The 21,640-nt window shown below is 74.0% G+C and carries 22 protein-coding genes and 1 tRNA gene; 14 read left to right on the top strand and 9 right to left on the bottom strand.

The annotated features are described in order from the left end of the window. Nucleotides 1–19: 19 nt before the first annotated feature. Nucleotides 20–2,800, bottom strand: coding sequence for a class III lanthionine synthetase LanKC (gene lanKC, locus AB0M97_RS00770; RefSeq protein WP_365958494.1), 2,781 nt, complete (start codon nt 2,798–2,800; stop codon nt 20–22). A 556-nt stretch (nt 2,801–3,356) separates the two neighbouring features. Here lanKC and AB0M97_RS00765 point away from each other — a divergent pair. The 11 genes from AB0M97_RS00765 to AB0M97_RS00715 all read left to right on the top strand — a co-directional run bounded on the left by AB0M97_RS00765 (nt 3,357) and on the right by AB0M97_RS00715 (nt 12,813). Beyond that, nucleotides 3,357–5,648, top strand: a complete 2,292-nt coding sequence (locus AB0M97_RS00765) for an ATP-binding protein (RefSeq protein ID WP_365958493.1) — start codon at nt 3,357–3,359, stop codon at nt 5,646–5,648. A 110-nt stretch (nt 5,649–5,758) separates the two neighbouring features. After that, nucleotides 5,759–6,193, top strand: coding sequence for a roadblock/LC7 domain-containing protein (locus tag AB0M97_RS00760; protein WP_365958492.1), 435 nt, complete (start codon nt 5,759–5,761; stop codon nt 6,191–6,193). Nucleotides 6,194–6,195: 2 nt separating this feature from the next. Then, nucleotides 6,196–6,567: a DUF742 domain-containing protein gene (locus AB0M97_RS00755; RefSeq protein WP_365958491.1), complete on the top strand. Its 372-nt coding sequence runs from the start codon at nt 6,196–6,198 to the stop codon at nt 6,565–6,567. Beyond that, the gene (locus AB0M97_RS00750; protein WP_365958490.1) at nt 6,545–7,171 is read left to right on the top strand and encodes an ATP/GTP-binding protein; all 627 of its coding nucleotides are present in this window, start codon (nt 6,545–6,547) and stop codon (nt 7,169–7,171) included. The genes AB0M97_RS00755 and AB0M97_RS00750 overlap by 23 nt, the downstream gene beginning before the upstream one ends. A gap of 63 nt (nt 7,172–7,234) precedes the next feature. Next, nucleotides 7,235–7,810 (top strand): GAF domain-containing protein, encoded by a 576-nt coding sequence (locus AB0M97_RS00745; protein WP_365958489.1) that lies wholly within the window; start codon nt 7,235–7,237, stop codon nt 7,808–7,810. 211 nt (nt 7,811–8,021) lie between these two features. Continuing rightward, nucleotides 8,022–9,050, top strand: coding sequence for an L-threonine 3-dehydrogenase (gene tdh / locus AB0M97_RS00740; RefSeq protein ID WP_365958488.1), 1,029 nt, complete (start codon nt 8,022–8,024; stop codon nt 9,048–9,050). A gap of 44 nt (nt 9,051–9,094) precedes the next feature. Further along, nucleotides 9,095–10,288 (top strand): glycine C-acetyltransferase, encoded by a 1,194-nt coding sequence (locus AB0M97_RS00735; protein ID WP_365958487.1) that lies wholly within the window; start codon nt 9,095–9,097, stop codon nt 10,286–10,288. A gap of 30 nt (nt 10,289–10,318) precedes the next feature. Then, entirely contained in the window at nt 10,319–11,221 is a 903-nt protein-coding gene (locus AB0M97_RS00730; protein WP_365958486.1) for a LysR substrate-binding domain-containing protein, read from the top strand. A gap of 46 nt (nt 11,222–11,267) precedes the next feature. Further along, nucleotides 11,268–11,876 (top strand): XRE family transcriptional regulator, encoded by a 609-nt coding sequence (locus AB0M97_RS00725; protein ID WP_365958485.1) that lies wholly within the window; start codon nt 11,268–11,270, stop codon nt 11,874–11,876. Then, complete coding sequence (locus AB0M97_RS00720) at nt 11,873–12,400, top strand: GNAT family N-acetyltransferase (RefSeq protein WP_365958484.1); 528 nt, start codon at nt 11,873–11,875, stop codon at nt 12,398–12,400. Before AB0M97_RS00725 ends, AB0M97_RS00720 begins: the two co-directional genes overlap by 4 nt. A 53-nt stretch (nt 12,401–12,453) precedes the next feature. Continuing rightward, complete coding sequence (locus AB0M97_RS00715; protein ID WP_365958483.1) at nt 12,454–12,813, top strand: MmcQ/YjbR family DNA-binding protein; 360 nt, start codon at nt 12,454–12,456, stop codon at nt 12,811–12,813. Between the two features lie 213 nt (nt 12,814–13,026). Here AB0M97_RS00715 and AB0M97_RS00710 read toward each other — a convergent pair whose 3' ends face one another. Together AB0M97_RS00710 and AB0M97_RS00705 are read right to left on the bottom strand one after the other, a co-directional pair. Further along, nucleotides 13,027–13,956 (bottom strand): transketolase, encoded by a 930-nt coding sequence (locus AB0M97_RS00710; RefSeq protein WP_365958482.1) that lies wholly within the window; start codon nt 13,954–13,956, stop codon nt 13,027–13,029. Nucleotides 13,957–14,018: 62 nt separating this feature from the next. After that, nucleotides 14,019–14,726: a transketolase gene (locus AB0M97_RS00705; RefSeq protein WP_365958481.1), complete on the bottom strand. Its 708-nt coding sequence runs from the start codon at nt 14,724–14,726 to the stop codon at nt 14,019–14,021. Between the two features lie 179 nt (nt 14,727–14,905). Between AB0M97_RS00705 and AB0M97_RS00700 the strand changes: the two genes are divergently transcribed. Then, nucleotides 14,906–14,979 (top strand) — tRNA-Pro (locus AB0M97_RS00700). A gap of 70 nt (nt 14,980–15,049) precedes the next feature. Here the strand turns inward: AB0M97_RS00700 and AB0M97_RS00695 are convergent. The 6 genes from AB0M97_RS00695 to AB0M97_RS00670 form a co-directional block, all read right to left on the bottom strand. Next, nucleotides 15,050–15,586, bottom strand: a complete 537-nt coding sequence (locus AB0M97_RS00695; RefSeq protein ID WP_365958479.1) for an NUDIX hydrolase family protein — start codon at nt 15,584–15,586, stop codon at nt 15,050–15,052. 265 nt (nt 15,587–15,851) lie between these two features. Next, complete coding sequence (locus AB0M97_RS00690; RefSeq protein WP_365958478.1) at nt 15,852–16,499, bottom strand: endonuclease; 648 nt, start codon at nt 16,497–16,499, stop codon at nt 15,852–15,854. 10 nt (nt 16,500–16,509) lie between these two features. Then, nucleotides 16,510–16,842, bottom strand: a complete 333-nt coding sequence (locus AB0M97_RS00685) for a DUF3140 domain-containing protein (protein WP_365958477.1) — start codon at nt 16,840–16,842, stop codon at nt 16,510–16,512. A 42-nt stretch (nt 16,843–16,884) separates the two neighbouring features. Beyond that, entirely contained in the window at nt 16,885–17,370 is a 486-nt protein-coding gene (locus AB0M97_RS00680) for a DNA starvation/stationary phase protection protein (protein WP_365958476.1), read from the bottom strand. Continuing rightward, nucleotides 17,367–17,636, bottom strand: a complete 270-nt coding sequence (locus AB0M97_RS00675; protein ID WP_365958692.1) for a WhiB family transcriptional regulator — start codon at nt 17,634–17,636, stop codon at nt 17,367–17,369. The genes AB0M97_RS00680 and AB0M97_RS00675 overlap by 4 nt, the downstream gene beginning before the upstream one ends. A gap of 126 nt (nt 17,637–17,762) precedes the next feature. Further along, the gene (locus AB0M97_RS00670) at nt 17,763–18,575 is read right to left on the bottom strand and encodes a lysophospholipase (protein ID WP_365958475.1); all 813 of its coding nucleotides are present in this window, start codon (nt 18,573–18,575) and stop codon (nt 17,763–17,765) included. 218 nt (nt 18,576–18,793) lie between these two features. On the opposite strand from AB0M97_RS00670, the gene AB0M97_RS00665 reads away from it, so the two are divergent. Continuing rightward, nucleotides 18,794–19,981 (top strand): thiolase family protein, encoded by a 1,188-nt coding sequence (locus AB0M97_RS00665; protein ID WP_365958473.1) that lies wholly within the window; start codon nt 18,794–18,796, stop codon nt 19,979–19,981. 60 nt (nt 19,982–20,041) lie between these two features. Further along, nucleotides 20,042–21,550: a long-chain fatty acid--CoA ligase gene (locus AB0M97_RS00660; RefSeq protein ID WP_365958472.1), complete on the top strand. Its 1,509-nt coding sequence runs from the start codon at nt 20,042–20,044 to the stop codon at nt 21,548–21,550. Nucleotides 21,551–21,640: the final 90 nt, after the last annotated feature.

The raw sequence follows: 21,640 nt of genomic DNA, 5'->3' as shown, positions 1-21,640 counted from the left end.
GACAACGGTTGGATTTTTCTCACGACCCCTGGTGGGGCCGGCTCTGGGGCCGCTGCCCGGTGGGCGGCGGCGGAAGGAACGGCAGGGCGGCGGGCGGGTCGCCGTACACGGAGGCGAGAGCCAGCAGGCACCCGGCCGTACCGGTGGAGAGGTCCATGGAAAGGCGCATCATCTGCTCACCGGGGAAGGCGAGCTGTCCGCGGTAGGACATGGCGTGCCAGGACAGCGCGTCGAGCTGGCGGCGGACCGCCGCGGGCCCGGTGCCCGGCGCGGTGGCCGTGGTGCGGGCGAGATACAGCACCATTCCGGCAACTCCGCGGTACAGGCCCGGCTGGGCGTAGAACATGGCCTGCGCCGCCGCCACGATCTCGCCGCGCGCCCGGTCGAACTCCGCGTCGTCCCGGTGGGCCAGATAGTCGTCGAGCACCATGCCGATGCCCACGCTGCCCGCGCCCAGGTAGGGCATGGTGCGCCAGCCCTCGTCGACCTGGAGCGCGCCGCCCGCGCCCCGCACGCAGCGGGCGAGGTCCCGGCGCAGCGCGTCGCCCGCGAGGTCGAGCAGGACGGAGTCCCCGGTGCGCTCGTACAGCCGCAGGAACAGCAGGGCGCTTCCGGTCGCGCCGTGCAGCAGTCCCGCGCGGGGCCGGGCGGGCTGCCCGCTCCCGGCCGGTGTGCCGCGGGCGGCCAGGTCGGCGCAGCGCAGGGCCGCCGAGCGCAGCGCGGTCTCACCGGTGGCGGCGGCCAGCGAGTCCAGGGCCAGGCCCAGTCCGGCGGTGCCGCTGTGCAGGTCCGGGGAGAGGTGGTCGAAGGGCTGGTCGATGAGCTGTTCGGCGAGGTCCAGCGCGCGGTCGCGGTGGCCCAGGTACTCCAGCGTCCAGGCGATGCCCGCGAGCCCGTCGTGGAATCCGAGCGGTATGCCCGACGGCGGTTGCTTGGTCCGCTCCAGCAGCCACTGCTCCCCGTCCTCGTCCCGTCCCGCGCCGCTCTCGGCCAGGGCGTACAGGACGCCGGCCGCGCCGTGGCCGAACGCCAGGCCTCCGCCCGCGGTGGCGAACTGCGCGATGTCGCCGGGGTGGAGCCGGTCCGTGCGGGACGGTGTCGCCGAGGCGCGGATGGCGGCGGCCATCGACTCGCGGCTGCGGGGCCAGTCGCCCGGCCGGACCGGTGCCGTCGTACCGGCTGCTTCCGCTGCCGGTCCACGGGCCGTTCCCGGTGCGGCCGTACCAGCGGCCGTACCCACTGCTCCCGGTGCCGCTGCGAGGGCCGTCTCCGGCGGCGCTGCCGCAGCTGTTCCGGGTGTCGCTGCAAGGGCCGTTCCGGCTGCCGCTGTTCCGGATATCGCCGCCCCAGCCGTCGCCCACGCCACTGTGGCCTCGCCGGCCCCGTCCGTGATCTCCTCCACCGCGGCGTCCAGGAAGGCGCGGTCCACCGGGAACTGACGGGCGATCACGTCCGCGAGATGCGCGGCCTTGTGCCGGTCCAGGGCCAGCAGGCTGGTGAGCGGCAGGAAGAGGGCGAGCCGCAGACAGGCCAGCGCGTACCGGTCCACCGCGACGCCCCGCCGGTTGGCGGGGGCCACGAACCCCGGGTTGGCGACGGTCTGCCGGCCGGCCTCGTCGACGTGGTGGGCCGCCTCGAAGTCCAGCAGGACGACGCTGCCGTCCTCCCGGACCATGATGTTGAACAGGTGCAGGTCGTTGAAGACCACGCCCCGCGCGTGGATCTCCGCGACGGCACGTTCCACACGCGCGTGGATGTCGAGGGCCCAGGCGGTGTACTCGGCCAGCCGCTCCTCGCCCGGGTCGGCCTCGATGAGCGGGTGGCGGCGTGCGAAGAACGTGTTGAGCGGCTTGCCGTCGATGTACTCCAGGACGAGGAAGTGGTGCTCCCCGACCGTCAGATGGCCGAGCACCTCCGGCGTGCAGTCGAGACCCGACAGCAGTTCCAGCGCCCGCCGCTCGCGGTGCAGCCGGGTCACCGCGTCGGCGCCGTCGGCCGCCAGACCGGCGTGCGGGCGGGCCTCCTTGAGGACGACCTGCCGGCCGGTCTCCCTGTCCCGGGCGAGATAGACGCCGCCGCCGTTGGAGAAGTGCAGCGCCGACTCGATCGTGCACGGCAGGTCCGCCACGGTCACCGCGGAGCGGGCCTCCAGGTGCGGGCGCAGGAAGGCGGGCGGGGTCACCCAGTCGGGCACCCGGAACACGGGGCCGCGCAGATCGGGCACCAGCACGCCGTCCGGACCGGTCACCGCCGGGCGCAGCTCGCCGTTCTCGTCGTAGCAGTTGCGCCGGGTGAAGCCGCCGTAGCGGACGTGCACGGGCCCGTCGCCGATGCGCAGGTCGCTGAGGATGTGCGGCCCGGGCTCACCGGCCAGCAGGTCCGCGAGCTCACCCACGAGCCGTTCGAAGTGCGCCTCGTCCGCCGGGTACACGGTGATGAACTTGCCGCTGCCCGCCCGGTCCGCGTACTTGGCGTTGCGCTGGTGCAGCAGATAGCGGCTCGGGACGAACTTGAAGGCGGTGCCGTCGGCGACACAGTGCCGGCGCACCCGCTCCACGACGGACTCGGCGTTGTCGAGGCAGGCGGAGATGTGGATCTTCCAGCCCTGGTCGGGCAGGTCGGCGTCCACCGGCCGAAGGGCGAGCCAGTCCCCGCTCTCGTTCTGCTGCCATCCCGCCGGGACGGGCAACGAGGCCGCGGCGTACCGGGCGCGGCCGGTGCCGGGGCGGGGAACCGTGCGGTGCGGAGCGTCGTAGAAGTGCGGGTCCGCATCGCAGTACACGGCGTAGCCCTTGTTCACCCTCGCTCCCCTCCACGCGTCATCGACGGGTATGACGCTGCCACGCGGTTCACGGCCCTGGACAGTCACCGCTGTCATGACTCGGGCGTGCGGAACGCACAGGTAACTTCGTGGCGCGAGGCCTGCCCGGCAGCCGCCGCGTCCCGCCGTGCACGACCCGTGACGTCACCGGGTGGCAGGGGCGGGGCGGTTCAGGACCGGGAGGAGCCGCAACGGGGTGAGGCGGTGCGGGGACGGGGCACGGCACCGCCGCCGCCCGCCGGTGATCGCCGCTGGCCAGGCCGGACCGTTCCCTGCCCGTTCGTGAGCAGGCACCCGACGGGTCACTCGGTCAGCCGTGCGGCCTCTCATACCAGAGCGGGACGCTCCCCGTACAAGTTTGTCAACTGCCCACCGCACAGGAACCGCCGCCGACTACTGTCAGTGTCCGTCGGGCGACGCAGGGCCGCATCCCGCGGGCCTGCCCGCCGACACCGCGATGACGCACGCCGGATCGCGCAGACCGCGTGCGGTCCGGAGCACCGGGCCCCGACCGACGGACAGTACGAGGACACCGATGTCTCACCTCCGCGCACCGGCCGGACGCGCCGACCGCCGAGAGGGCGGGCGGCACGGGCGGCCGGTCGCCCGCACCGCCCCCGCACTGCCCGACGCCCGCATACGGCCCCAACTGCTGCGCATGGCCGTGCTGCCGCCCGTCGCGGTCGCCCTCAGCGGCTGCGCGGCCGTCCTGTGCGCCGTCCGCTCCACCGGCACCGGGCCCTCGCCCGCGCTGTGGGCCGTACTCGTCGGCGCGCTCTCGGTGACCGTCGCCGGCATCGTCACCGCCGCCGTCGCCGCCGACCGCGCCGCCCACAGCGTCCACGAGCGCGTCACCGCCCTGCGGCGCGGCACCGCGCGCGGCGAGGCCGAACTGCGGGAGCTGGTGGAGCAGTTGCGGCGCGGCGAGAAGCCGCCCCCGCGCAAGCCCCGCGGTGGACCGCCCGGCGACGCCGACGACTTCGGCCTCCTCGCCGCCGATCTCGGCCGCGCGCACGACGGCGCCGTCGCCGCCGTCGTCCAGGCGGCCCAGCTCTCCAGCCAGACCGGCAGCGAACAGAAACTGGAGGTCTTCGTCAATCTCGCCCGGCGCCTGCAGTCCCTCGTCCACCGCGAGATCTGCACCCTGGACGAGCTGGAGAACGAGATCGAGGACCCCGACCTCCTCAAGGGCCTCTTCCACGTCGACCACCTCGCCACCCGCATCCGCCGCCACGCCGAGAACCTCGCCGTGCTCGGCGGCGCCGTCTCGCGCCGGCAGTGGAGCAATCCCGTGCCCATGACCGAGGTGCTGCGCTCGGCGATCGCCGAGGTCGAGCAGTACTCCCGCGTGCGGCTCGTCCCGCCCGTCGACGGCGAGGTGCGCGGCCACGCCGTCGCCGACGTCATCCACCTGCTGGCCGAACTGATCGAGAACGCCACGGTGTTCTCCGCCCCGCACACCCACGTCCTGCTCCGCGCCGGCTTCGTCACCTCCGGACTCGCCGTCGAGGTCGAGGACCGCGGCCTCGGCATGCCCGCCGAGGAGCGGAGCCGGATGAACGCCGTGCTCGCCGACCCGGACCAGGTCAACGTCGCCAGCCTCCTCGCCGACGGCCGCATCGGCCTGTACGTCGTCTCCCAGCTCGCCCGGCGGCACGCCATCACGGTGCGCCTGCAGTCCAACATCTACGGCGGCGTCCAGGCCGTGCTCGTCGTGCCGCAGGCCCTGCTGGGCCCGGGCGCCCCCGGAGCCGTACCGGGGACGCGCGAGCAGTCGCCCGCGGCGAACGGGCAGCAGTACACCGGGGCCGGCGCCACCGACTGCGTACCGCAGCACCCGGCACCGGGGGCATCGGGCCCGTGGGAGGCGCGGGACGACGCGGCGGCGCGGGGCGACGCCGAGGGTGTATCGCCCGGCTCGGGCCTGCCGCACGCGCCGGTCGCGCCGGGGGCACCGGCACGAGGTGACGCCCACGGGGTACCGCCCGGCTGCGGACTGCCGGTCGCACCGGACACGCCTGCGCGGGGCGACGGCCACGGGGTACCGCCCGGTTCCGGCCTGCCGCACGCGCCGGTCGCGCCGGGGGCACCGGCACGGGATGGCGCCCATGACGTACCGCCCGGCTCGGGACCAGCGGTCGCGCCGCACACGCCGCACGCCCCGCACACGCCGATCCCGCCCCACATCGCCGGCACCACCACCCCCGTCGCCGCCCGGCCCTCCGCGCCGCTGCCGCCCCAGCGCCGCACCGCGCGCCACGCCGCCCCCGACGGGCCGCCGCCGCTGCCCGTGCGCGGTGCCCTGCACGACCGCCCCACCCCGGCCGAGGCCGTCCCCGGCATCCGGCCCGAGGACCGGCCGGTGCCTGCCGAGCACGAGGGCGTGCCGCCGCTGCCGCGCGCCGCGACCGTGCGCGGCACCATGAGCAAGCCCCGACTGCCCCGGCGCCGTGCCCAGGAGCACCTCGTTCCCCAACTGCGCGACGGCCCCGCGCCCCGCCCCGACAGCGACGACGCCCCCGGCCACGACCCCGGACTCATGGCCGCGTTCCGGCGCGGCATCGGCCTCGCCGAGTCCCAGCAGCACCTCGACCCCGGCGCGTACGGCAGCGGCCCCGCCCACGCGGTGACGGCACCCCCGGTACCGCACCGCGCCGAACCGGTGCCCCCCACCGCGCCGACCAGCAGCACGACCCTCGCGGTCCGGCCCGCGGGCACCGCCCGCCCGGCCGGCGACCAGCGCGCGCACGGCACGCGCGACGACGGCGGGCCCGCACCCCGCCCCCACCACACCGCCCGGCACGACGGGAGCGCACCAGCCGGATGACCACCCCCACCGAAGCGATCATGCCCCGCCCCCACGCCCCCACCACTCCGACCTCCCCGTCCGCCTCGAGCGCGCCCGCAGACCCTCGTACCCCAAGGAGACGATCCACCATGGCGAGCGATGCGCCGACCGGCCAGGTGTCCGACCTCGACTGGCTGATGAGCGGCCTCGTGCAGCGCGTCCCGCACACGACCAGCGCGGTACTGCTGTCCTGCGACGGCCTCGTGAAGTCCGTGCACGGCCTCGACGCCGACAGCGCCGACCACATGGCCGCCCTGGCGTCCGGCCTGTACTCCCTGGGCCGCAGCGCCGGAGTCCGCTTCGGCGACGGCGGCGACGTACGGCAGGTCGTCGTCGAACTCGCCTCGACACTGCTGTTCGTCACCACCGCCGGTTCCGGCACCTGTCTCGCCGTGCTCGCCGGCCGCGAGGCCGACGCCGCCGTGCTCGGCTACGAGATGGCGATGCTCGTCAAGAGCGTGCGCCCCTACCTCACGACAGCCCCCCGGCAGCAGCCCGTCGAATCCCCGGCGCTGAGGTCTTGAGCGTGGCGGCGGCCGGCGACGGGCCGTGGCTGGACGACGCGGCCGGACGGCTGGTACGCCCTTTCACGATCAGCAACGGCCGCACCCGGCCCAGCGTCGCACTCGACCTGCTGTCACACGTGATGGCCACCGGGGTCACCCCCCTCGGCTGTCTCGGCCCGGAGCACGCGCAGGCACTCGCCCTGTGCCGCGCGCCCGTCCCGGTCGCCGAGGTCGCCGCCCATCTCAGGCTGCCCGCGGCCGTCACCAAGGTGCTGCTGGCCGACCTGCTCGACTGCGGCGCGCTCACCACCAAACCACCCGTGTTCTCCCACCACCCCACGGACCGGGCCCTTCTGGAGGCAGTGCTCGATGGACTACGACGACAGCTGTGACCACCAGAGCCACGACGACGGCACCGATCCCTTCCCGACCGCGCTCAAGATCCTCGTGGCGGGCGGGTTCGGCGTGGGCAAGACGACCTTCGTGGGCGCGGTCAGCGAGATCGCGCCGCTCAGCACGGAGGAACTGCTCACCACCGTCAGCGCCGCCACCGACGACCTGGAGGGCATCGAGAACAAGGTCGAGACGACCGTGGCCATGGACTTCGGCCGCATCACCCTCGACACGCGCCACGTGCTGTACCTGTTCGGCACGCCCGGCCAGGAACGCTTCTGGTTCATGTGGGACGAGCTGTGCGAGGGCGCGCTCGGCGCGGTGGTCCTCGCCGACACCCGCCGCCTGGAGGACTGCTTCGCCGCCGTCGACTTCTTCGAGCAGCGCGGCCTCGCCTTCATCGTCGCCGTCAACGAGTTCGACGGCGGCTTCCGTTACGACCCCGAGGAGGTGCGCGCCGCCATCGACCTCCCGCCGGAGATCCCCGTCGTGCGCTGCGACGCCCGCATCTCCAGCTCCGGGGTCCAGACCCTGCTGACCCTCGTCCGCCACCTCATCGCCCACGCCCCGGAGCCCGCCACCGGCCACGGAGCCCACACGTGAACCCGCCCCGCACCCGCCACGGAGCCCAGCCATGACGAACGTCCCCCGCGACGGAGCCCGGACATGAGCTACGACCCGCCGCGCCCGGCAGGTCGGCTGCTGCTCACCCCCGAGGACAAGGAGGCACCCGCCCGCGCTGAACGGCTGCGGCGACTGGGTCTGGGCACGCGCCCGGAACCCGCCCTGGACGTGTTCGCCGACCGTCTCGCCGAGCACACCGGGACGCCGTACGCCATGGTCAACCTGCCCGACACCACCGGGCAGTTCTACGCCGGGCTGCACCTGCCGCCCGCGCCGCCGCCCGGCCCGGCCGGCGGCGCCCGGCCCGAGGTGGGCCGCAGGCTGCCCCGCGACCACGGGTTCTGCCCGCACGTGCTGGCGCGGCGCAAGGCGCTGGTGCTGGAGGACGTGCGGGACTTCCCCCGCTTCGCGGGCAACGCCATCGTCGACGAGTACGGCATCCACTCCTATCTCGGCGCCCCTCTCATCGACTCCACGGGCACGGCGCTCGGCACGGTCAGCGTCGCCGACGTGACGCCCCGGGCGTGGGGCCGCTCGGGCCTGGAGACCATCAAGCGGGCGGCCGGCGAGCTCGTCGTACGGCTGGAGCGGGGCGCCGAGGGCGGGCTGCCGCTGTGAGACCGCCGACCGCCGCGACCGCCGACCGCGGGCCCGCCCCCGTGCCGTGTCGCCCGGCGTGAAGGAAAGCTGAGGCGGCGGTTAAGAAATCCTCGATGGACCCGGACCGGTGTCATACGGCAGATTGCTGGGCGATTCCACTCTTCTTCCCCGGCCACGGGCCGCTTCGCCATGCCCGCGGGCCGGGACCTCACCCACAGGAGCCGTAGCGTTGAAGGCACTGGTCAAGGAGAAGGCGGAGCCCGGGCTCTGGCTGACGGACGTCCCCGAGCCCGCTGTCGGACCCGGTGACGTGCTCATCAAGGTGCTGCGCACCGGCATCTGCGGAACCGACCTGCACATCCGGTCCTGGGACGGCTGGGCGCGGCAGGCCATCCGCACCCCGCTCGTGGTCGGGCACGAGTTCGTCGGCGAGGTCGTGGAAACCGGCCGGGACGTCACCGACATCACGGCCGGGGACCTGGTCAGCGGCGAGGGCCACCTGGTGTGCGGCAAGTGCCGCAACTGCCTGGCCGGGCGCCGCCACCTGTGCCGGGCCACGGTCGGGCTCGGCGTGGGCCGCGACGGCGCGTTCGCCGAGTACGTCGCGCTGCCCGCCGCCAACGTCTGGGTGCACCGCGTGCCCGTCGACCTCGACGTCGCCGCGATCTTCGACCCGTTCGGCAACGCCGTGCACACCGCCCTGTCCTTCCCGCTGGTCGGCGAGGACGTGCTGATCACCGGCGCCGGCCCGATCGGCCTGATGGCCGCCGCCGTGGCCCGGCACGCGGGCGCGCGCAACGTCGTCGTCACCGACGTCAGCGAGGACCGGCTGGAACTGGCCCGCAAAATAGGAGTCAGCCTCGCGCTCAACGTGGCCCGGGCGTCCATCGCCGACGGCCAGCGCGAACTGGGCCTGCGGGAGGGCTTCGACATCGGCCTGGAGATGTCCGGCCGCCCCGAGGCGCTGCGCGACATGATCGCCAACATGACGCACGGCGGCCGGATCGCCATGCTCGGCCTGCCCGCCGAGGAGTTCCCCGTCGACTGGTCCCGGATCGTCACCTCCATGATCACGATCAAGGGCATCTACGGCCGGGAGATGTTCGAGACGTGGTACGCGATGACCGTCCTGCTGGAGGGCGGCCTCGACCTCGCCCCCGTGATCACCGGCCGGTACGGCTACCGCGACTTCGAGGCGGCGTTCGCCGACGCGGCGAGCGGCCGCGGCGGCAAGGTCATCCTCGACTGGACCGCGTGAGCCACCTCCCGACCGCCACGCCCTCTGCCTTCTAGGAGCCAGCCATGTTCGACTCCGTGCGCGACGACCTGCGCGCCACCCTCGACGAGATCCGCGCCGCCGGACTGCACAAGCCGGAGCGGGTCATCGGCACCCCGCAGTCCGCGACCGTCAACGTCACCGCGGGCGGCCGGCCCGGCGAGGTCCTCAACTTCTGCGCCAACAACTACCTCGGCCTCGCCGACCACCCCGAGGTGATCGCCGCCGCCCACGAGGCCCTGGACCGCTGGGGCTACGGCATGGCCTCCGTCCGCTTCATCTGCGGCACGCAGGAGGTCCACAAGGAGCTGGAGGCGCGCCTTTCGGCGTTCCTCGGCCAGGAGGACACGATCCTGTACTCCTCCTGCTTCGACGCCAACGGCGGCGTCTTCGAGACCCTCCTCGGACCCGAGGACGCGGTGATCTCCGACGCCCTCAACCACGCCTCGATCATCGACGGCATCCGCCTGTCCAAGGCCCGCCGCTTCCGCTACGCCAACCGCGATCTCGCCGACCTGGAACGGCAGTTGAAGGACGCCTCCGACGCGCGCCGCCGGCTGATCGTCACCGACGGCGTCTTCTCCATGGACGGCTACGTGGCGCCCCTCGCCGAGATCTGCGACCTCGCCGACCGCTACGACGCGATGGTCATGGTCGACGACTCGCACGCCGTCGGCTTCGTCGGCCCCGGCGGACGCGGCACCCCCGAGCTGCACGGCGTCATGGACCGCGTCGACATCATCACCGGCACCCTCGGCAAGGCCCTCGGCGGCGCGTCCGGCGGCTACGTCGCGGCCCGCGCCGAGATCGTCGCCCTGCTGCGCCAGCGCTCCCGGCCGTACCTGTTCTCCAACACGCTCGCCCCGGTGATCGCCGCCGCCTCGCTGAAGGTCCTCGACCTGCTGGAGTCGGCCGACGACCTGCGCGTCCGGCTCGCCGAGAACACCGCCCTGTTCCGCGGCCGGATGACCGAGGCGGGCTTCGACGTCCTGCCCGGCGACCACGCCATCGCGCCCGTCATGATCGGCGACGCGGCGAAGGCCGGCCGCATGGCGGAGCTGCTGCTGGAGCGCGGCGTGTACGTGATCGGCTTCTCCTACCCGGTCGTCCCGCAGGGCCAGGCCCGCATCCGCGTCCAGTTGTCCGCGGCGCACTCCACGGACGACGTGAACCGCGCGGTGGACGCGTTCGTCGCGGCCCGCGCCGAGCTGGAGGGCTGAGCGGCCCGGACACTTGCGATAATCGCCGGCATGATCGAGGCGCGGCGGCTCCACATCCTCCGTGCGGTGGCCGACCACCGCACGGTGACGGCGGCTGCCGCCGCGCTGTACCTGACCCCGTCGGCCGTCTCCCAGCAGCTGACCGCACTGGAGCAGGAGACCGGCCACCGCCTGGTCGAACGCGGCGCCAAGGGCGTACGGCTCACCCCGGCCGGCGAGATCCTGCTCAGTCACACCAACGCCGTCCTCGCGCAGCTGGAGCGCGCGGAGGCCGAACTCGCCGCGTACAGCTCCGGCGCGGCCGGCACGGTCACGGTCGCCGCCTTCGCCACCGGCATCGCGCAGGTCGTCGCGCCCGCCGTGGCCCGCCTCGCCGCCACCGCGCCCGGCATAGCGCTGCGCGTCCAGGACGCCGAGGGCGACGCCAGCCTGCCGATGGTGCTGGACCGGCAGGTCGACATCGCCGTGGCCGTCGAGTACCGGGGCGCGCCCCCGGCCGACGACCCGCGGCTGACCCACGTTCCGCTGTACGCCGAGCCGTTCGACGCGGTCGTGCCCGTGGCGCACCGGCTCGCCGACGCCGCCGAGGTACCGCTGGCCGAGCTGGCCAAGGACGCCTGGATCGGCCCGTACCCGGGCAACCCCTGTCACGACGTGGTGGTCCTGGCCTGCGAGAACGCCGGGTTCCAGCCGCGCCTGGAGCACTCCTCGGACGACTTCCGCGCGGTCGTGGCGCTCGCCGCGGCCGACGCCGGGGTGGCCCTGGTGCCCCGCTCGGCGCTGCGCGGCATGGACCTCACGGGCGTCGTCGTCCGGCCGGTCGACGGGGTCGCGCCCACCCGGCGCGTCTTCGCGGCCGTACGGCGGGGCGCCGAGGGGCATCCGCTGATCCGGCCGGTGCTCGACGCGCTGGAGGCGGCGGCACGGGCGTGAGCCTTCCGTAACCCGGGTGTTTCATATCTGGGATAACTTCCCGAATATGAGAAACGAGACGGAGGATGCGGTCCCCGCCACGGCCCGCGACGCCACCCCCGACCCGGTCGACGCCCGGCTCGCCGCCCGCCTCGCGGAGCTGCGCGCCGAGCGCGGCTGGTCCCTGGGCGAGGTCGCCGAGCGCAGCGGCGTGAGCCGGTCCACCCTGTCCCGCGCCGAACGCGCCGAGATCAGCCCCACCGCCGCCCTCCTCAACCGCCTGTGCGCCGCCTACGGCCGCACCATGTCCCAGCTCCTCAGCGAGGTCGAGGACGGGCCCGCACAGCTGGTGCGGGCGGCCGAGCAGCAGGTGTGGGAGGACCCCGCCTGCGGCTTCGTACGGCGCTCGGTGTCCCCGCCGCACGCCGGGCTGCGCGGCGAACTCGTCGAGGGCCGGCTCACCGCCGGAGCCGACATCGCCTACGACCGGCCGCCCGTGCCCGGGCTCGAACAGCACATCTGGGTCCTCGACGGCACGCTGGAGGTGACCGCGCAGGACGTCGAGCACCACCTCGCCCCCGGGGACTGCCTGCGCCTGAGGGTGTGGGGCGCGACCCGCTTCCGCTGCCCGGGCCCCGAGGACGTGCGGTACGCGCTGGCGGTGGTGCTGCCGTGAACATCAGCCGCCTCGACGCGGCCGGACTGCGGGAGCTGCTGCCGCACCTGGCCGACCTGCTCACCGACGTTGTGGACGGCGGCGCCTCCGTCGGCTTCCTCGCCCCGCTCGGCCACGCGGAGGCCGCCGCCTGGTGGCGGGAGCGCGCCGGCGCCGTCGCCGCCGGGCAGCTCGCCGTGTGGGCGGCGCGCGACGGGGACCGCGTGACCGGCACCGTCAGCCTCGCCCTGCCCGACAAGCCCAACAGCAGACACCGCGCCGAACTCGTCAAGCTGATGGTGCACCGGCACGCACGCGGCAAGGGCCTCGGCCGCGCCCTGCTGACCACCGCCGAGCGGGCCGCCGCCGAGGCCGGCATCACCCTGCTCCACCTCGACACCGAGACGGACAGCCCCGCCGAACGCCTCTACACCGGCGCCGGCTGGACGCGGCTCGGCGCGATCCCCGACTACGCGGCGAACCCCGGCGGCGAACTGCGGCCCACGACGGTCTACTACAAGCGCCTGGGAGCCCTCACCGGCTGACCGGGCCCGCTCCCACCAGGCGATTGTCAGTGCCCGCCGCTACGGTGCCTGCCATGCAGGATGCCGAAGACGTACGCCGAATCGCCCTGTCCCTGCCGGACACGACGGAGAAGATCGCCTGGGGCATGCCCACCTTCCGGGTCGCGCAGAAGATGTTCGCCACGCTCCCCGAGGACGAGACCTCCATGGCCGTGCGCTGCCCCAAGGAGGAGCGCGACGAACTGGTGCTGGCCGAACCGGACAAGTTCTGGACAGCGGACCACGAGACACAGTTCGCTTGGGTCCGGGTCCGCCTCGCGGCCGTCGAGGACGAGGACGAGCTGCGCGACATCCTCGCCGACTCCTGGCGGCAGGCCGCGCCCACCCGGCTGCTCGACGCCCACCCGCGGCTGGGGCTCCCGGCGGGGGACTGACCACGACCGGGTGCGTTGTCAGTGGCGCGTGGCATGATCCGTGAGCACGAGTGGCAGCCGGAGTGGAGGGGGCTCCGGCTGCCATCGGCACGCCGTGCGGTGTACGCGGCGGATCAGGCCGGGGAGCGGGGGAGGGCGGGAAGGCGGGCGGTTCCCACGACCGTGACCGTCCTTGCCTCCTGCCCGGGGAAATGCTGACCCTGGCGCCGCCGGTCAGACCCGGCCCGCCACCGCCCGGTCACCGGTGCGCCCGAGGAAGCCGCCGATGCGCTCCCGCAGGGACCGCGCGTCCAGGCCGTGCGCGGCGACGTGCTCCTCGACACGGCCGTAGCGGCGCAGTTCGCGGCGGCCCACGCCAAGGCCCAGCACGCGGTGCGGCAGGTCGGACAGCGCGTCGTTCGCGGCGGCCGTGGACGTGCCCGCCAGGTACGGCTCGACCAGGACGACGTCCGTGCCCGCCGTCTGCGCGGCCCGGCGCAGCGCCGCCGCGTCGAAGGGGCGGACGGTCGTCGCGTACAGCACGGTGACGTCGAGCCCTTCCGTGGCGTCGAGTACGGCGTCGAGCACCGGCCCGACGGCGACCACCACGCCGGAGCCGCCCTCCCGGACGGTCAGGAAGCGCGCGCCGTCCACCGGGCGCCCGCCGGCGTTCGACTGCACCGACAGCCGGACGTACACCTTGTCGTCACCGGCGGCGACCGCGTGCCGCAGCAGCGCCTCGGCCTCGTCCGGATGCCCCGGCACGTGCACGGTCCAGCCGTCCAGGGTGTCGAGCAGGGCCACGTCGCCGGGCGCCATGTGCGTGTAGCCGCCGGCCGGCCAGTCGAAGGACGCCGCCGCGCTGACCAGCACGGCGCCCGCGTCCTGGTGCCCGAGGTCCAGCTTGACCTGCTCGAAGGGACGCTCGACGAGGAAACTGGCGAAGGTGTGCACGACGGGCCGCAGTCCGGTCAGCGCCAGGCCTGCGCCGGCCCCGACGAGGAGCTGCTCGCGGATGCCGACGTTGATCACGCGGTCGGGATGGCGGCGCTCGGCCTCGGCGAAGCCGTCCCTGCCGATCTCGGCGAGCACCACGGCGACTCGCGGATCCTCGTCCAGGAGCCGCGTCACGACGGGGGCGAAACGGTCACGCATGGTGTCCATGGGGTGAGTTCCTCTCAGGAAGGCGGGACGGGCGGGGGCGTCGGCAGCGGCGTGCGGGCGGGTCACGCGTTCTTCGGCTCGACTCGGGCCACGACCACGTGCGGGCGGCCCGGGTGCGGCGCGGTGAGCGCGGCGTACAGCGCCTCGTGGTCGCGTCCGTCGACGGTGAGCGCCGACCAGCCGGCGGTCTCGAAGCGGGCGGCGATCCCACCGGGCCGGGCGTGGCTGGCGGAGGAGTTGTCGACCACGACGGTGTGCAGGCGGTCCAGTCCGGTGGGCCCGGCGAAGGCGATCGCCTCGTGGTTGCTGCCCTCGTCCAGCTCGGCGTCCCCGATGAGCGCCCACACGGCGGGCTCGTCGAGCCCCCGGGCGCGCAGCCCCAGTGCCGTGCCGACGGCGATGGGCAGACCGTGGCCGAGCGATCCGCTGCCGATCTCGGCGCCGGGCACGAGGGTGCGGTCCGGGTGGTGGCCCAGCGGGGAGTCGTAGGAGCCGAAGCTCCGCAGCCAGTCGGCGGGGAAGAAGCCCTTGGCGGCCAGCACCGCGTAGTACGCCATGGGGCCGTGGCCCTTCGACAGCAGGAACCGGTCCCGTGCCGGGTCGGCCATGCGGTCGGGGCCGACGCGCAGCACCCGGTCGTAGAGCACCCACAGCACGTCCAGCGTGGACGTGGCGGCGGGGCCGTGCTTCTCGTCGCCCGTCATCAGGCCCATGAGGGCGGACAGGTCCTGGTAGGTGTACGTGCGCTCGTGTCCCTCGGTGATCGTCATGCCGACGATCGTGCAACCTCAAGCAAAGTTGAGGTCAAGTGCCGCCGGGGTGGTGGGCCGCACCGGGCGGAGATGACCGGAATGTGTCGGCTCGCACAAAGGAGTGCGCGACCACCGACCCGAGTGCGGTATGGTTTTCCTGCCTGTTCGGCCGGGGGAAACCCCAGGTCAGACGGCAACGGGACGTGGCGCAGCTTGGTAGCGCACTTGACTGGGGGTCAAGGGGTCGCAGGTTCAAATCCTGTCGTCCCGACACGGCGAAGGGTCTTCGCGGAAGAGATTCCGCGAAGACCCTTTTCGCATGGCGCGGCCCGGCCGAACCGTCAGACCTCGCAGCCGACGTGCGCCAGCGCCTGCTTCAGCAGGACGCCGTGTCCGCCCGGCATCTCGCTCTGGACGGCCGCGGACACCGCCTCCCGCGGGCTGAACCACACCAGGTCCAGCGCGTCCTGCCGGGGCCGGCAGTCACCCGTCACCGGCACCACGTAGGCGAGCGACACGGCGTGCTGGCGCGGGTCGTGGTACGGCGTGACGCCCTGGGTCGGGAAGTACTCGGCGACGGTGAAGGGCTGGAGCGAGGCCGGGACGCGGGGCAGCGCCACCGGGCCGAGGTCCTTCTCCAGGTGCCGCAGCAGCGCGTCGCGGACCCGTTCGTGGTGCAGCACCCGGCCGGAGACCAGCGTTCGGCTGACCGTGCCGTCGGGCCCGATGCGCAGCAGCAGGCCGACGCTGGTGACTTCGCCGCTGTCGTCGACCCGCACCGGGACGGCCTCGACGTAGAGGATCGGCATGCGGGCGCGCGTCAGCTCCAGCTCGTCGGAGGACAGCCAGCCGGGCGTGGTATCGGTCATGTCAGACATTGCTTGATCATACTTTCAGCGCGTGCGGCTCCAGGAGAGCCGCTCCGGAACAGGTGGCCGGCCAGGCCCCGCTCACCCCCGCCCGGCGGGCTGTCGAAGGGGCGGCGCACACGGCGGGCCGCGGCGCGTCGCGGGGCCAGGGCTTCACGGCGACCGCGCCGAACTGCGGTACGGCGGCGGGGGAGTCGGTGTCGGGACGCCACAGCGAGCACGCCACCGGGCCACGGGACGGCGCGATCCGGACGGACGGCGCAGTCCGGCCTGGTCATTCCGCGTGGCGGAGGCAGTCCTCGGCGACCTCCTTGTCCAGCGCCGCCCGCACCAACGCGGCGGCGAGCACGGCCGGTTCGGTCCTCCCGGCCAGTTCGACCAGTTGTTCCGGGTCCTTGGGCAGGCCGAGCCGGCCCGCGCCCTGGAGGGCCTTGCCGTCCAGGTAGGGCCCGATGTCCGGCCAGACACGCTGCGCCTCGCGCAGGAAGATGTCGGCGCCGGCCGGGCCCACGCCGGGGAACTCCCGCAGCAGCCGCCGCAGTTCGCAGACCTCACCGTCGGCCTCCTTCCGCAGCCGCCGCAGGTCGCCGCCCCAGCGTTCGCCCAGCAGCTCGGCACCGGCGCCGAGCTGGGCGGCGGTGCGCTCGTCGTAGCGCCGGTAGCCGCCCCGGCCCAGCGCGTCCACGCGGTCCTGCCAGGAGGCGGACGCCATCCGGTGAGGATCGCGCAGCCCCGCCTCGTACAGGGACCGTGCCGTGGCGACCGCGATCGAGCCGCGGATGCGCGCGCTGAGCAGGTGGGCCAGCACCAGCAGCCGGTACAGCGGCTGCGGTGTGTCCCTCAGCCGGATGCCGGCCTCCTCGGCGTAGGTCTGCCCGTGCGCGCCGACGAGTGCGCGCACCACCCGCTCGTCACGGCGCACGGCTCACCGCTCAGGGCTTGAGCGGATCGTGGCCGAGGGTCATCAGCCGGTGCCTGAGGTGGGTGTCGGCGGCCTCCGGCTCGTTCTCCAGGTCCGCCTCGGCGGTGACCGTGTCGACGACCTTCCGCATCACGCGGATGTCGTCCTCGGTGAGGTCCATGCGCCGCTTCTGCAGGATCGCCAGCACGTGCTGCCCCGTGGGCGAGCCCGGCTCCTCCGGCAGCGGCTCGGTCTCCTCGCCCGCGTAGCGGACGCGCAGCCAGGCCGCGAGTTCCTGCGAGGTCATGTTCACCACGCGGTGGAAGTCCTCCCACAGCGCGTCGCGTTCGAGGGCGTCGGTCATGGCGTGCCCCTTCCGTGCTGCGTGCGTTGCGGGCCGGGCCGGTCAGGCGTCGCGGGGGAAGTTCTCGGCGTCGAACATCCAGCGCTGCTTCTCCAGCTCGGCGGTGATGCCGATCAGCAGGTCCTGGCTGACCGGGTCGGACTTCTCGGTCACGTCGATCCGCTCGCGCAGCCGTCCGATCGTCTTCTCCAGCGACTCCGCCATCAGCTGGACCACGTCCGAGTCGCGCACCCACCCCTCCTTGGGGGAGGGCAGCGCGAAGCCGGAGGCGACGGTCTCCGGGCGGCCGTCCGGCGGGACGCCGAGCGCGGCGGAGCGTTCCGCCACGGTGTCGGCGAAGCCCCGGGCGGCGCTGACCAGCTCGTCCAGCTGGAGGTGGATGGAGCGGAACCGCGGTCCGACGACGTTCCAGTGGGCCTGCTTGCCGGTCAGCGACAGCCCGAGCAGGTCGATCAGGGTCTCCTGGAGTGCCTCGCAGGTGACCCGGCGGGCCTCCTCGGGCAGGGTGCTCTTCACGGCCGTCGTCATAGGGTGCTTCTCCTCCTGGTGTCGTGCTTGGCTGTCTCTCTGGAGGCGCGGACGAGGTCGGCACGTTCCTCCTCGCAGGTGCCGCCCCACACGCCCGTGGTCTGACCGCTGCTGAGCGCGAACGTCAGACACTCGGTGCTCACCTCGCAGCGGGCGCACACGCGCTTGGCGGCGGCGACGTCCCGCAGTGCCGGTCCTGATGTGCCCACGGGGAAGAACAGTTCCGGGTCCTCCCCCACGCAGGCTGCTCTCCGCAACCACTCCATGCGGGCGCGGGTGCCCATGGCGTTCGGGGGCAAACGCGGTGCCTCGCGGCCCCTTGCGCTCGGTCCGGGTCTGCCGGAGGGCCATGTTCAGGGGTGCCGGGCAACACCGCGCGGGCGCGGCGCCGTTCAGCCGCGCCCGAGAACGTCGTTCAGGAAGTCCGCCAGATCGGCGAAGACCTCCGCCCTGTTCGTCTCGTTGAACACCTCGTGCCGCGCGCCGGGATAGATGCGTACGGCCGTCCCGGCGCCGCCCAGTTCCTCGATCCCGGTCCGGCTGCCGGCGAGCGGGACGAGCCGGTCGTCGTCGCCGTGCAGCCACAGCAGCGGCAGCCGCCCCACGTCGCCGCTCCTGCGCACGGTCTCCAGGGCCCGCGCGAACGCCTCCACCGTCGGTCGCTTCATCGGCCCGTGCCACACCAGCGGGTCGGCCGCGTACGCCTCGCCCACCGCGGGGTCGCGGGACAGTGAGGCCGGGCTGACCGGGGTGTCCGGGATCTCGTCCGGCGCGAGCAGCCGCCCGGGCAGTTCCCACGCGCCGATGACCGGCCCGGACAGCACGAGCGCGGCGAGACCGGCGCCGTACCGCTGGGCGTAGCGGGCGCTGATCAGGCCGCCCATGGAGTGCCCGACCAGCACCACGGGGGCCTCCGGGTGCCTGGCGCGGGCCAGTTCCGCCGCGCGGCGCAGGTCGGTGACGACGTCCTCGAAGTCCTCGATCAGCACCCGCTCGCCCGCCGACCTGCCGTGCCCCATGTGGTCGGGCCCGAACACGGCCGCGCCGAGCCCGACGAGGACGCCGGCCACTTCCTCGTACCGGCCGACGTGCTCACCGTACCCGTGCGCGAGGAGGGCGACGAAGCGGGGCCGGGGGTGCGGCCACTCGCGGACGGTGAGCGCGCCCCGGGTGCCGGTCAGGGTGTGCTCGCGGGCGTCGGCCATTGTCTCCTCCGGCTGCTTCGGTAAAGGTCCGGGGGGATCTTCCCAGGGAGCCACCGGGCGGTCTATAGTCGAAAACTAGCACTGCTAATTAAGTCTGCTGATTTGGCTGTGCCGATGAGGTGTGCCGATTGAGTTGTGCTTTTACGTTGTGCTCGTCACGAGTGCTCGGACGGCAGCGCCGCCGGCCGGGTACAGCGCCGTAGGTCAGGAGTCATCCCGTGCGTCCCGTCCACTTCGCGGCCGCCCGCCGCACCCCCATCGGCAAGCTCCGTGGAGCCCTCTCCTCCGTGCGGCCCGACGACCTCGCGGCGGCGGTGATCCGCGGCCTGGTCGCCGACGTCCCCGCCCTCGACCCCGTCCGCGTCGACGACGTCTACTGGGGCGCCGCCAACCAGGCGGGCGAGGACAACCGCAACGTGGCCCGCATGGCCGCGCTGCTCGCCGGCCTGCCCGAGTCGGTGCCCGGCGCCACGGTCAACCGGCTGTGCGCCTCCGGCCTGGAGGCCGTCACCACCGCCGCCCGCACCATCGCCGCCGGCGAGGCCGAGATCGTCGTGGCCGGCGGCTCCGAGTCCATGAGCCGCGCGCCCTTCGTGCTGCCCCGGCCCGACGAGGCCCTGCCGCACCGCATCGAGACCGCCGACACCCGCCTCGGCTGGCGGCTGGTCAACCCGGCGATGAAGGACCTGCACGGCCTGCTGTCCATGGGCGAGACCGCCGAGGAGGTCGCCGAGCGGTACGGCGTCACGCGCGAGCGGCAGGACGAGTTCGCGCTGCGCAGCCACCGCCTCGCCGCCGAGGCCCGCAAGAACGGCCACTTCGACGACGAGATCCTGCCGGTCACCCGCCCGGACGGGGTGGTCGTCGACGCCGACGAGTGCGTCCGCGAGGACACCTCGCTGGAGAAGCTGGCCCGCCTCAAGCCCGTCTTCCGCGCGGGCGGCACGGTCACCGCGGGCAACGCCTCGCCGATGAACGACGGCGCCGCGGCCCTCCTCCTGGTCAGCGAGGAGGCGCTGCACGAGCTGGGCCTGGAGTCCCTCGGCCGGTACGTCGCCGGTGCCTCGGCCGGTGTCCACCCCGACGTGATGGGCATCGGCCCGGTACCCGCCACCCGCAAGGTGCTGGCCCGCGCCGACTGGAGCGTGGGGGACGTCGAGGAGGCCGAGTTCAACGAGGCGTTCGCCGCCCAGGCCCTCGCGTGCGTCGACCAGCTCGGCATCGACCCCGACCTGGTCAACCCGACCGGCGGCGCCATCGCCCTCGGCCACCCCCTCGGCTGCTCGGGCGCCCGCATCCTCACCACCCTCCTGCACCGCATGCGCCGCACGGGCGCGGCGCGGGGCCTGGCGACGATGTGCGTCGGCGTGGGGCAGGGCAGCGCGGTGCTGGTGGAACGGCACTGACGGCCGGGACCCAGAGGCACCGACGTACCACCAGCAACCACGAAACGGAGCCGCACCCACATGGCCACCCTCTCCGTCGCCGCCATCCTCGCCGAGAACGCCCGGCGCCGCCCCGACAAGACCGCGCTCGTCGAGGGCGACCTGCGCCTCACCTTCGCCGAGGTGTGGCAGCGGGCCCGCGCCCAGGCCGGTGCCCTCACCGGCCTGGACGTCCGGCCCGGGGACCGGGTCGCGCTGATGGCGCCGAACACGGCCGAGTTCCCGGCGGCGTACTACGCGATCGCCGCGGCGGGCGGGGTCGTCGTCCCCGTCCATCTGCTGCTGTCCGCGCCGGAGGTCGAGCACGTCCTCAAGGACAGCGGCGCCACGCTGCTGCTGTGCCACCCGGCGCAGGCCGCGACCGGCACGGCCGCCGCGCGGGCCACCGGGGTACGGGTGGTCATGCTGGGCGACGAGTTCGACAAGCTCGCGGCGGACGCCGAGCCGCTGCCGTCGTACGTCACCCGCGGCGCCGACGACCCGGCGGTCGTCTTCTACACCAGCGGCACCACCGGAGTGCCCAAGGGCGCCGTGCTCAGCCACTTCAACCTGGTGATGAACGCGACCGTCAACGCCTTCGACTCCAACGACATCCGCCCCGACGACATCGCGCTCGGCGCCCTGCCGCTGTTCCACGCCTTCGGGCAGACCGTGTCGATGAACTCGACCTGGCGGGCGGGCGCCACGCTCGTGCTGCTGCCCCGCTTCGACGCGGCCCGCGCGATCGACGTGATGGTGCGGGAACGGGTCAACACCTTCCACGGCGTGCCGACGATGTACGTCGCGCTGGCCGCCGCGGCGGCGGACGCGCAGGCGCTGCCCGAGCTGCGCGTGTGCATCTCCGGCGGAGCCTCGCTGCCGGTCGCGGTGCTGGAACGCTTCGAGGCGGCGTTCGGCGCGACGATCTACGAGGGGTACGGCCTGTCGGAGACGTCCCCGACGGCGAGCGTGAACCAGCCGTGGTTCGGCACCCGGCCCGGCACCATCGGCCACCCCCTGTGGGGCGTGGACGTGGAGATCGCCCGCGCCGAGGTCGAGGACCGTGTCGAGCTGCTGCCGCCGGGCGAACTGGGCGAGGTCGTGATCCGGGGCCACAACGTCTTCTCCGGATACCTGGGCCGCCCCGAGGCCACGGCCGAGGCCCTCGTGGACGGCTGGTTCCGCAGCGGCGACCTCGGCACCAAGGACGACGAGGGGTTCCTCAGGATCGTCGACCGCAAGAAGGACGTCATCATCCGCGGCGGCTTCAACGTCTACCCGCGGGAGGTCGAGGAGGTCCTGGCCCGCCACCCGGACGTCGCCCAGGTCGCCGTCATCGGCCTGCCCGACGAGCTGCACGGCGAGGAGGTGTGCGCCGTGATCGTCCCGGCCCCCGGCACCGCCCCGGACGCCGCCGCCCTCACCGAGTGGTCCAAGGAGCGCCTCGGCCGGCACAAGTACCCGCGGCGCGTACAGCTTGCCGACGAGCTGCCGCTCGGTCCGAGCATGAAGGTCCTCAAGCGGGAGCTGCGGGTGCGGTACGGCGGATGAGCGGGCGGTGACGCGCAGGCGCAGGCCGGGCTCCGGCCGACGGTGTCACCCGGCGGACCGTCCGTTACCGGAATCCGTTAGGTGGGCATA

Origin of the sequence: Streptomyces sp. NPDC051207 (genome assembly GCF_040682395.1) — a bacterium.
Taxonomy (GTDB): Bacteria; Actinomycetota; Actinomycetes; order Streptomycetales; family Streptomycetaceae; genus Streptomyces.
The sequence above is the reverse complement of the archived record's forward strand: the minus strand, read 5'-3'. Positions and strand labels throughout refer to the sequence as shown.

Coding starts and splice junctions, on each gene's coding strand:
- AB0M97_RS00765 (WP_365958493.1), top strand. CDS start 3,357: ATGTCTCACCTCCGCGCACCGGCCGGACGCGCCGACCGCCGAGAGGGC.
- AB0M97_RS00760 (WP_365958492.1), top strand. CDS start 5,759: ATGGCGAGCGATGCGCCGACCGGCCAGGTGTCCGACCTCGACTGGCTG.
- AB0M97_RS00750 (WP_365958490.1), top strand. CDS start 6,545: ATGGACTACGACGACAGCTGTGACCACCAGAGCCACGACGACGGCACC.
- AB0M97_RS00745 (WP_365958489.1), top strand. CDS start 7,235: ATGAGCTACGACCCGCCGCGCCCGGCAGGTCGGCTGCTGCTCACCCCC.
- AB0M97_RS00735 (WP_365958487.1), top strand. CDS start 9,095: ATGTTCGACTCCGTGCGCGACGACCTGCGCGCCACCCTCGACGAGATC.
- AB0M97_RS00730 (WP_365958486.1), top strand. CDS start 10,319: ATGATCGAGGCGCGGCGGCTCCACATCCTCCGTGCGGTGGCCGACCAC.
- AB0M97_RS00725 (WP_365958485.1), top strand. CDS start 11,268: ATGAGAAACGAGACGGAGGATGCGGTCCCCGCCACGGCCCGCGACGCC.
- AB0M97_RS00715 (WP_365958483.1), top strand. CDS start 12,454: ATGCAGGATGCCGAAGACGTACGCCGAATCGCCCTGTCCCTGCCGGAC.
- AB0M97_RS00710 (WP_365958482.1), bottom strand. CDS start 13,956: ATGGACACCATGCGTGACCGTTTCGCCCCCGTCGTGACGCGGCTCCTG.
- AB0M97_RS00705 (WP_365958481.1), bottom strand. CDS start 14,726: ATGACGATCACCGAGGGACACGAGCGCACGTACACCTACCAGGACCTG.
- AB0M97_RS00695 (WP_365958479.1), bottom strand. CDS start 15,586: ATGTCTGACATGACCGATACCACGCCCGGCTGGCTGTCCTCCGACGAG.
- AB0M97_RS00685 (WP_365958477.1), bottom strand. CDS start 16,842: ATGACCGACGCCCTCGAACGCGACGCGCTGTGGGAGGACTTCCACCGC.
- AB0M97_RS00680 (WP_365958476.1), bottom strand. CDS start 17,370: ATGACGACGGCCGTGAAGAGCACCCTGCCCGAGGAGGCCCGCCGGGTC.
- AB0M97_RS00675 (WP_365958692.1), bottom strand. CDS start 17,636: ATGGAGTGGTTGCGGAGAGCAGCCTGCGTGGGGGAGGACCCGGAACTG.
- AB0M97_RS00670 (WP_365958475.1), bottom strand. CDS start 18,575: ATGGCCGACGCCCGCGAGCACACCCTGACCGGCACCCGGGGCGCGCTC.
- AB0M97_RS00660 (WP_365958472.1), top strand. CDS start 20,042: ATGGCCACCCTCTCCGTCGCCGCCATCCTCGCCGAGAACGCCCGGCGC.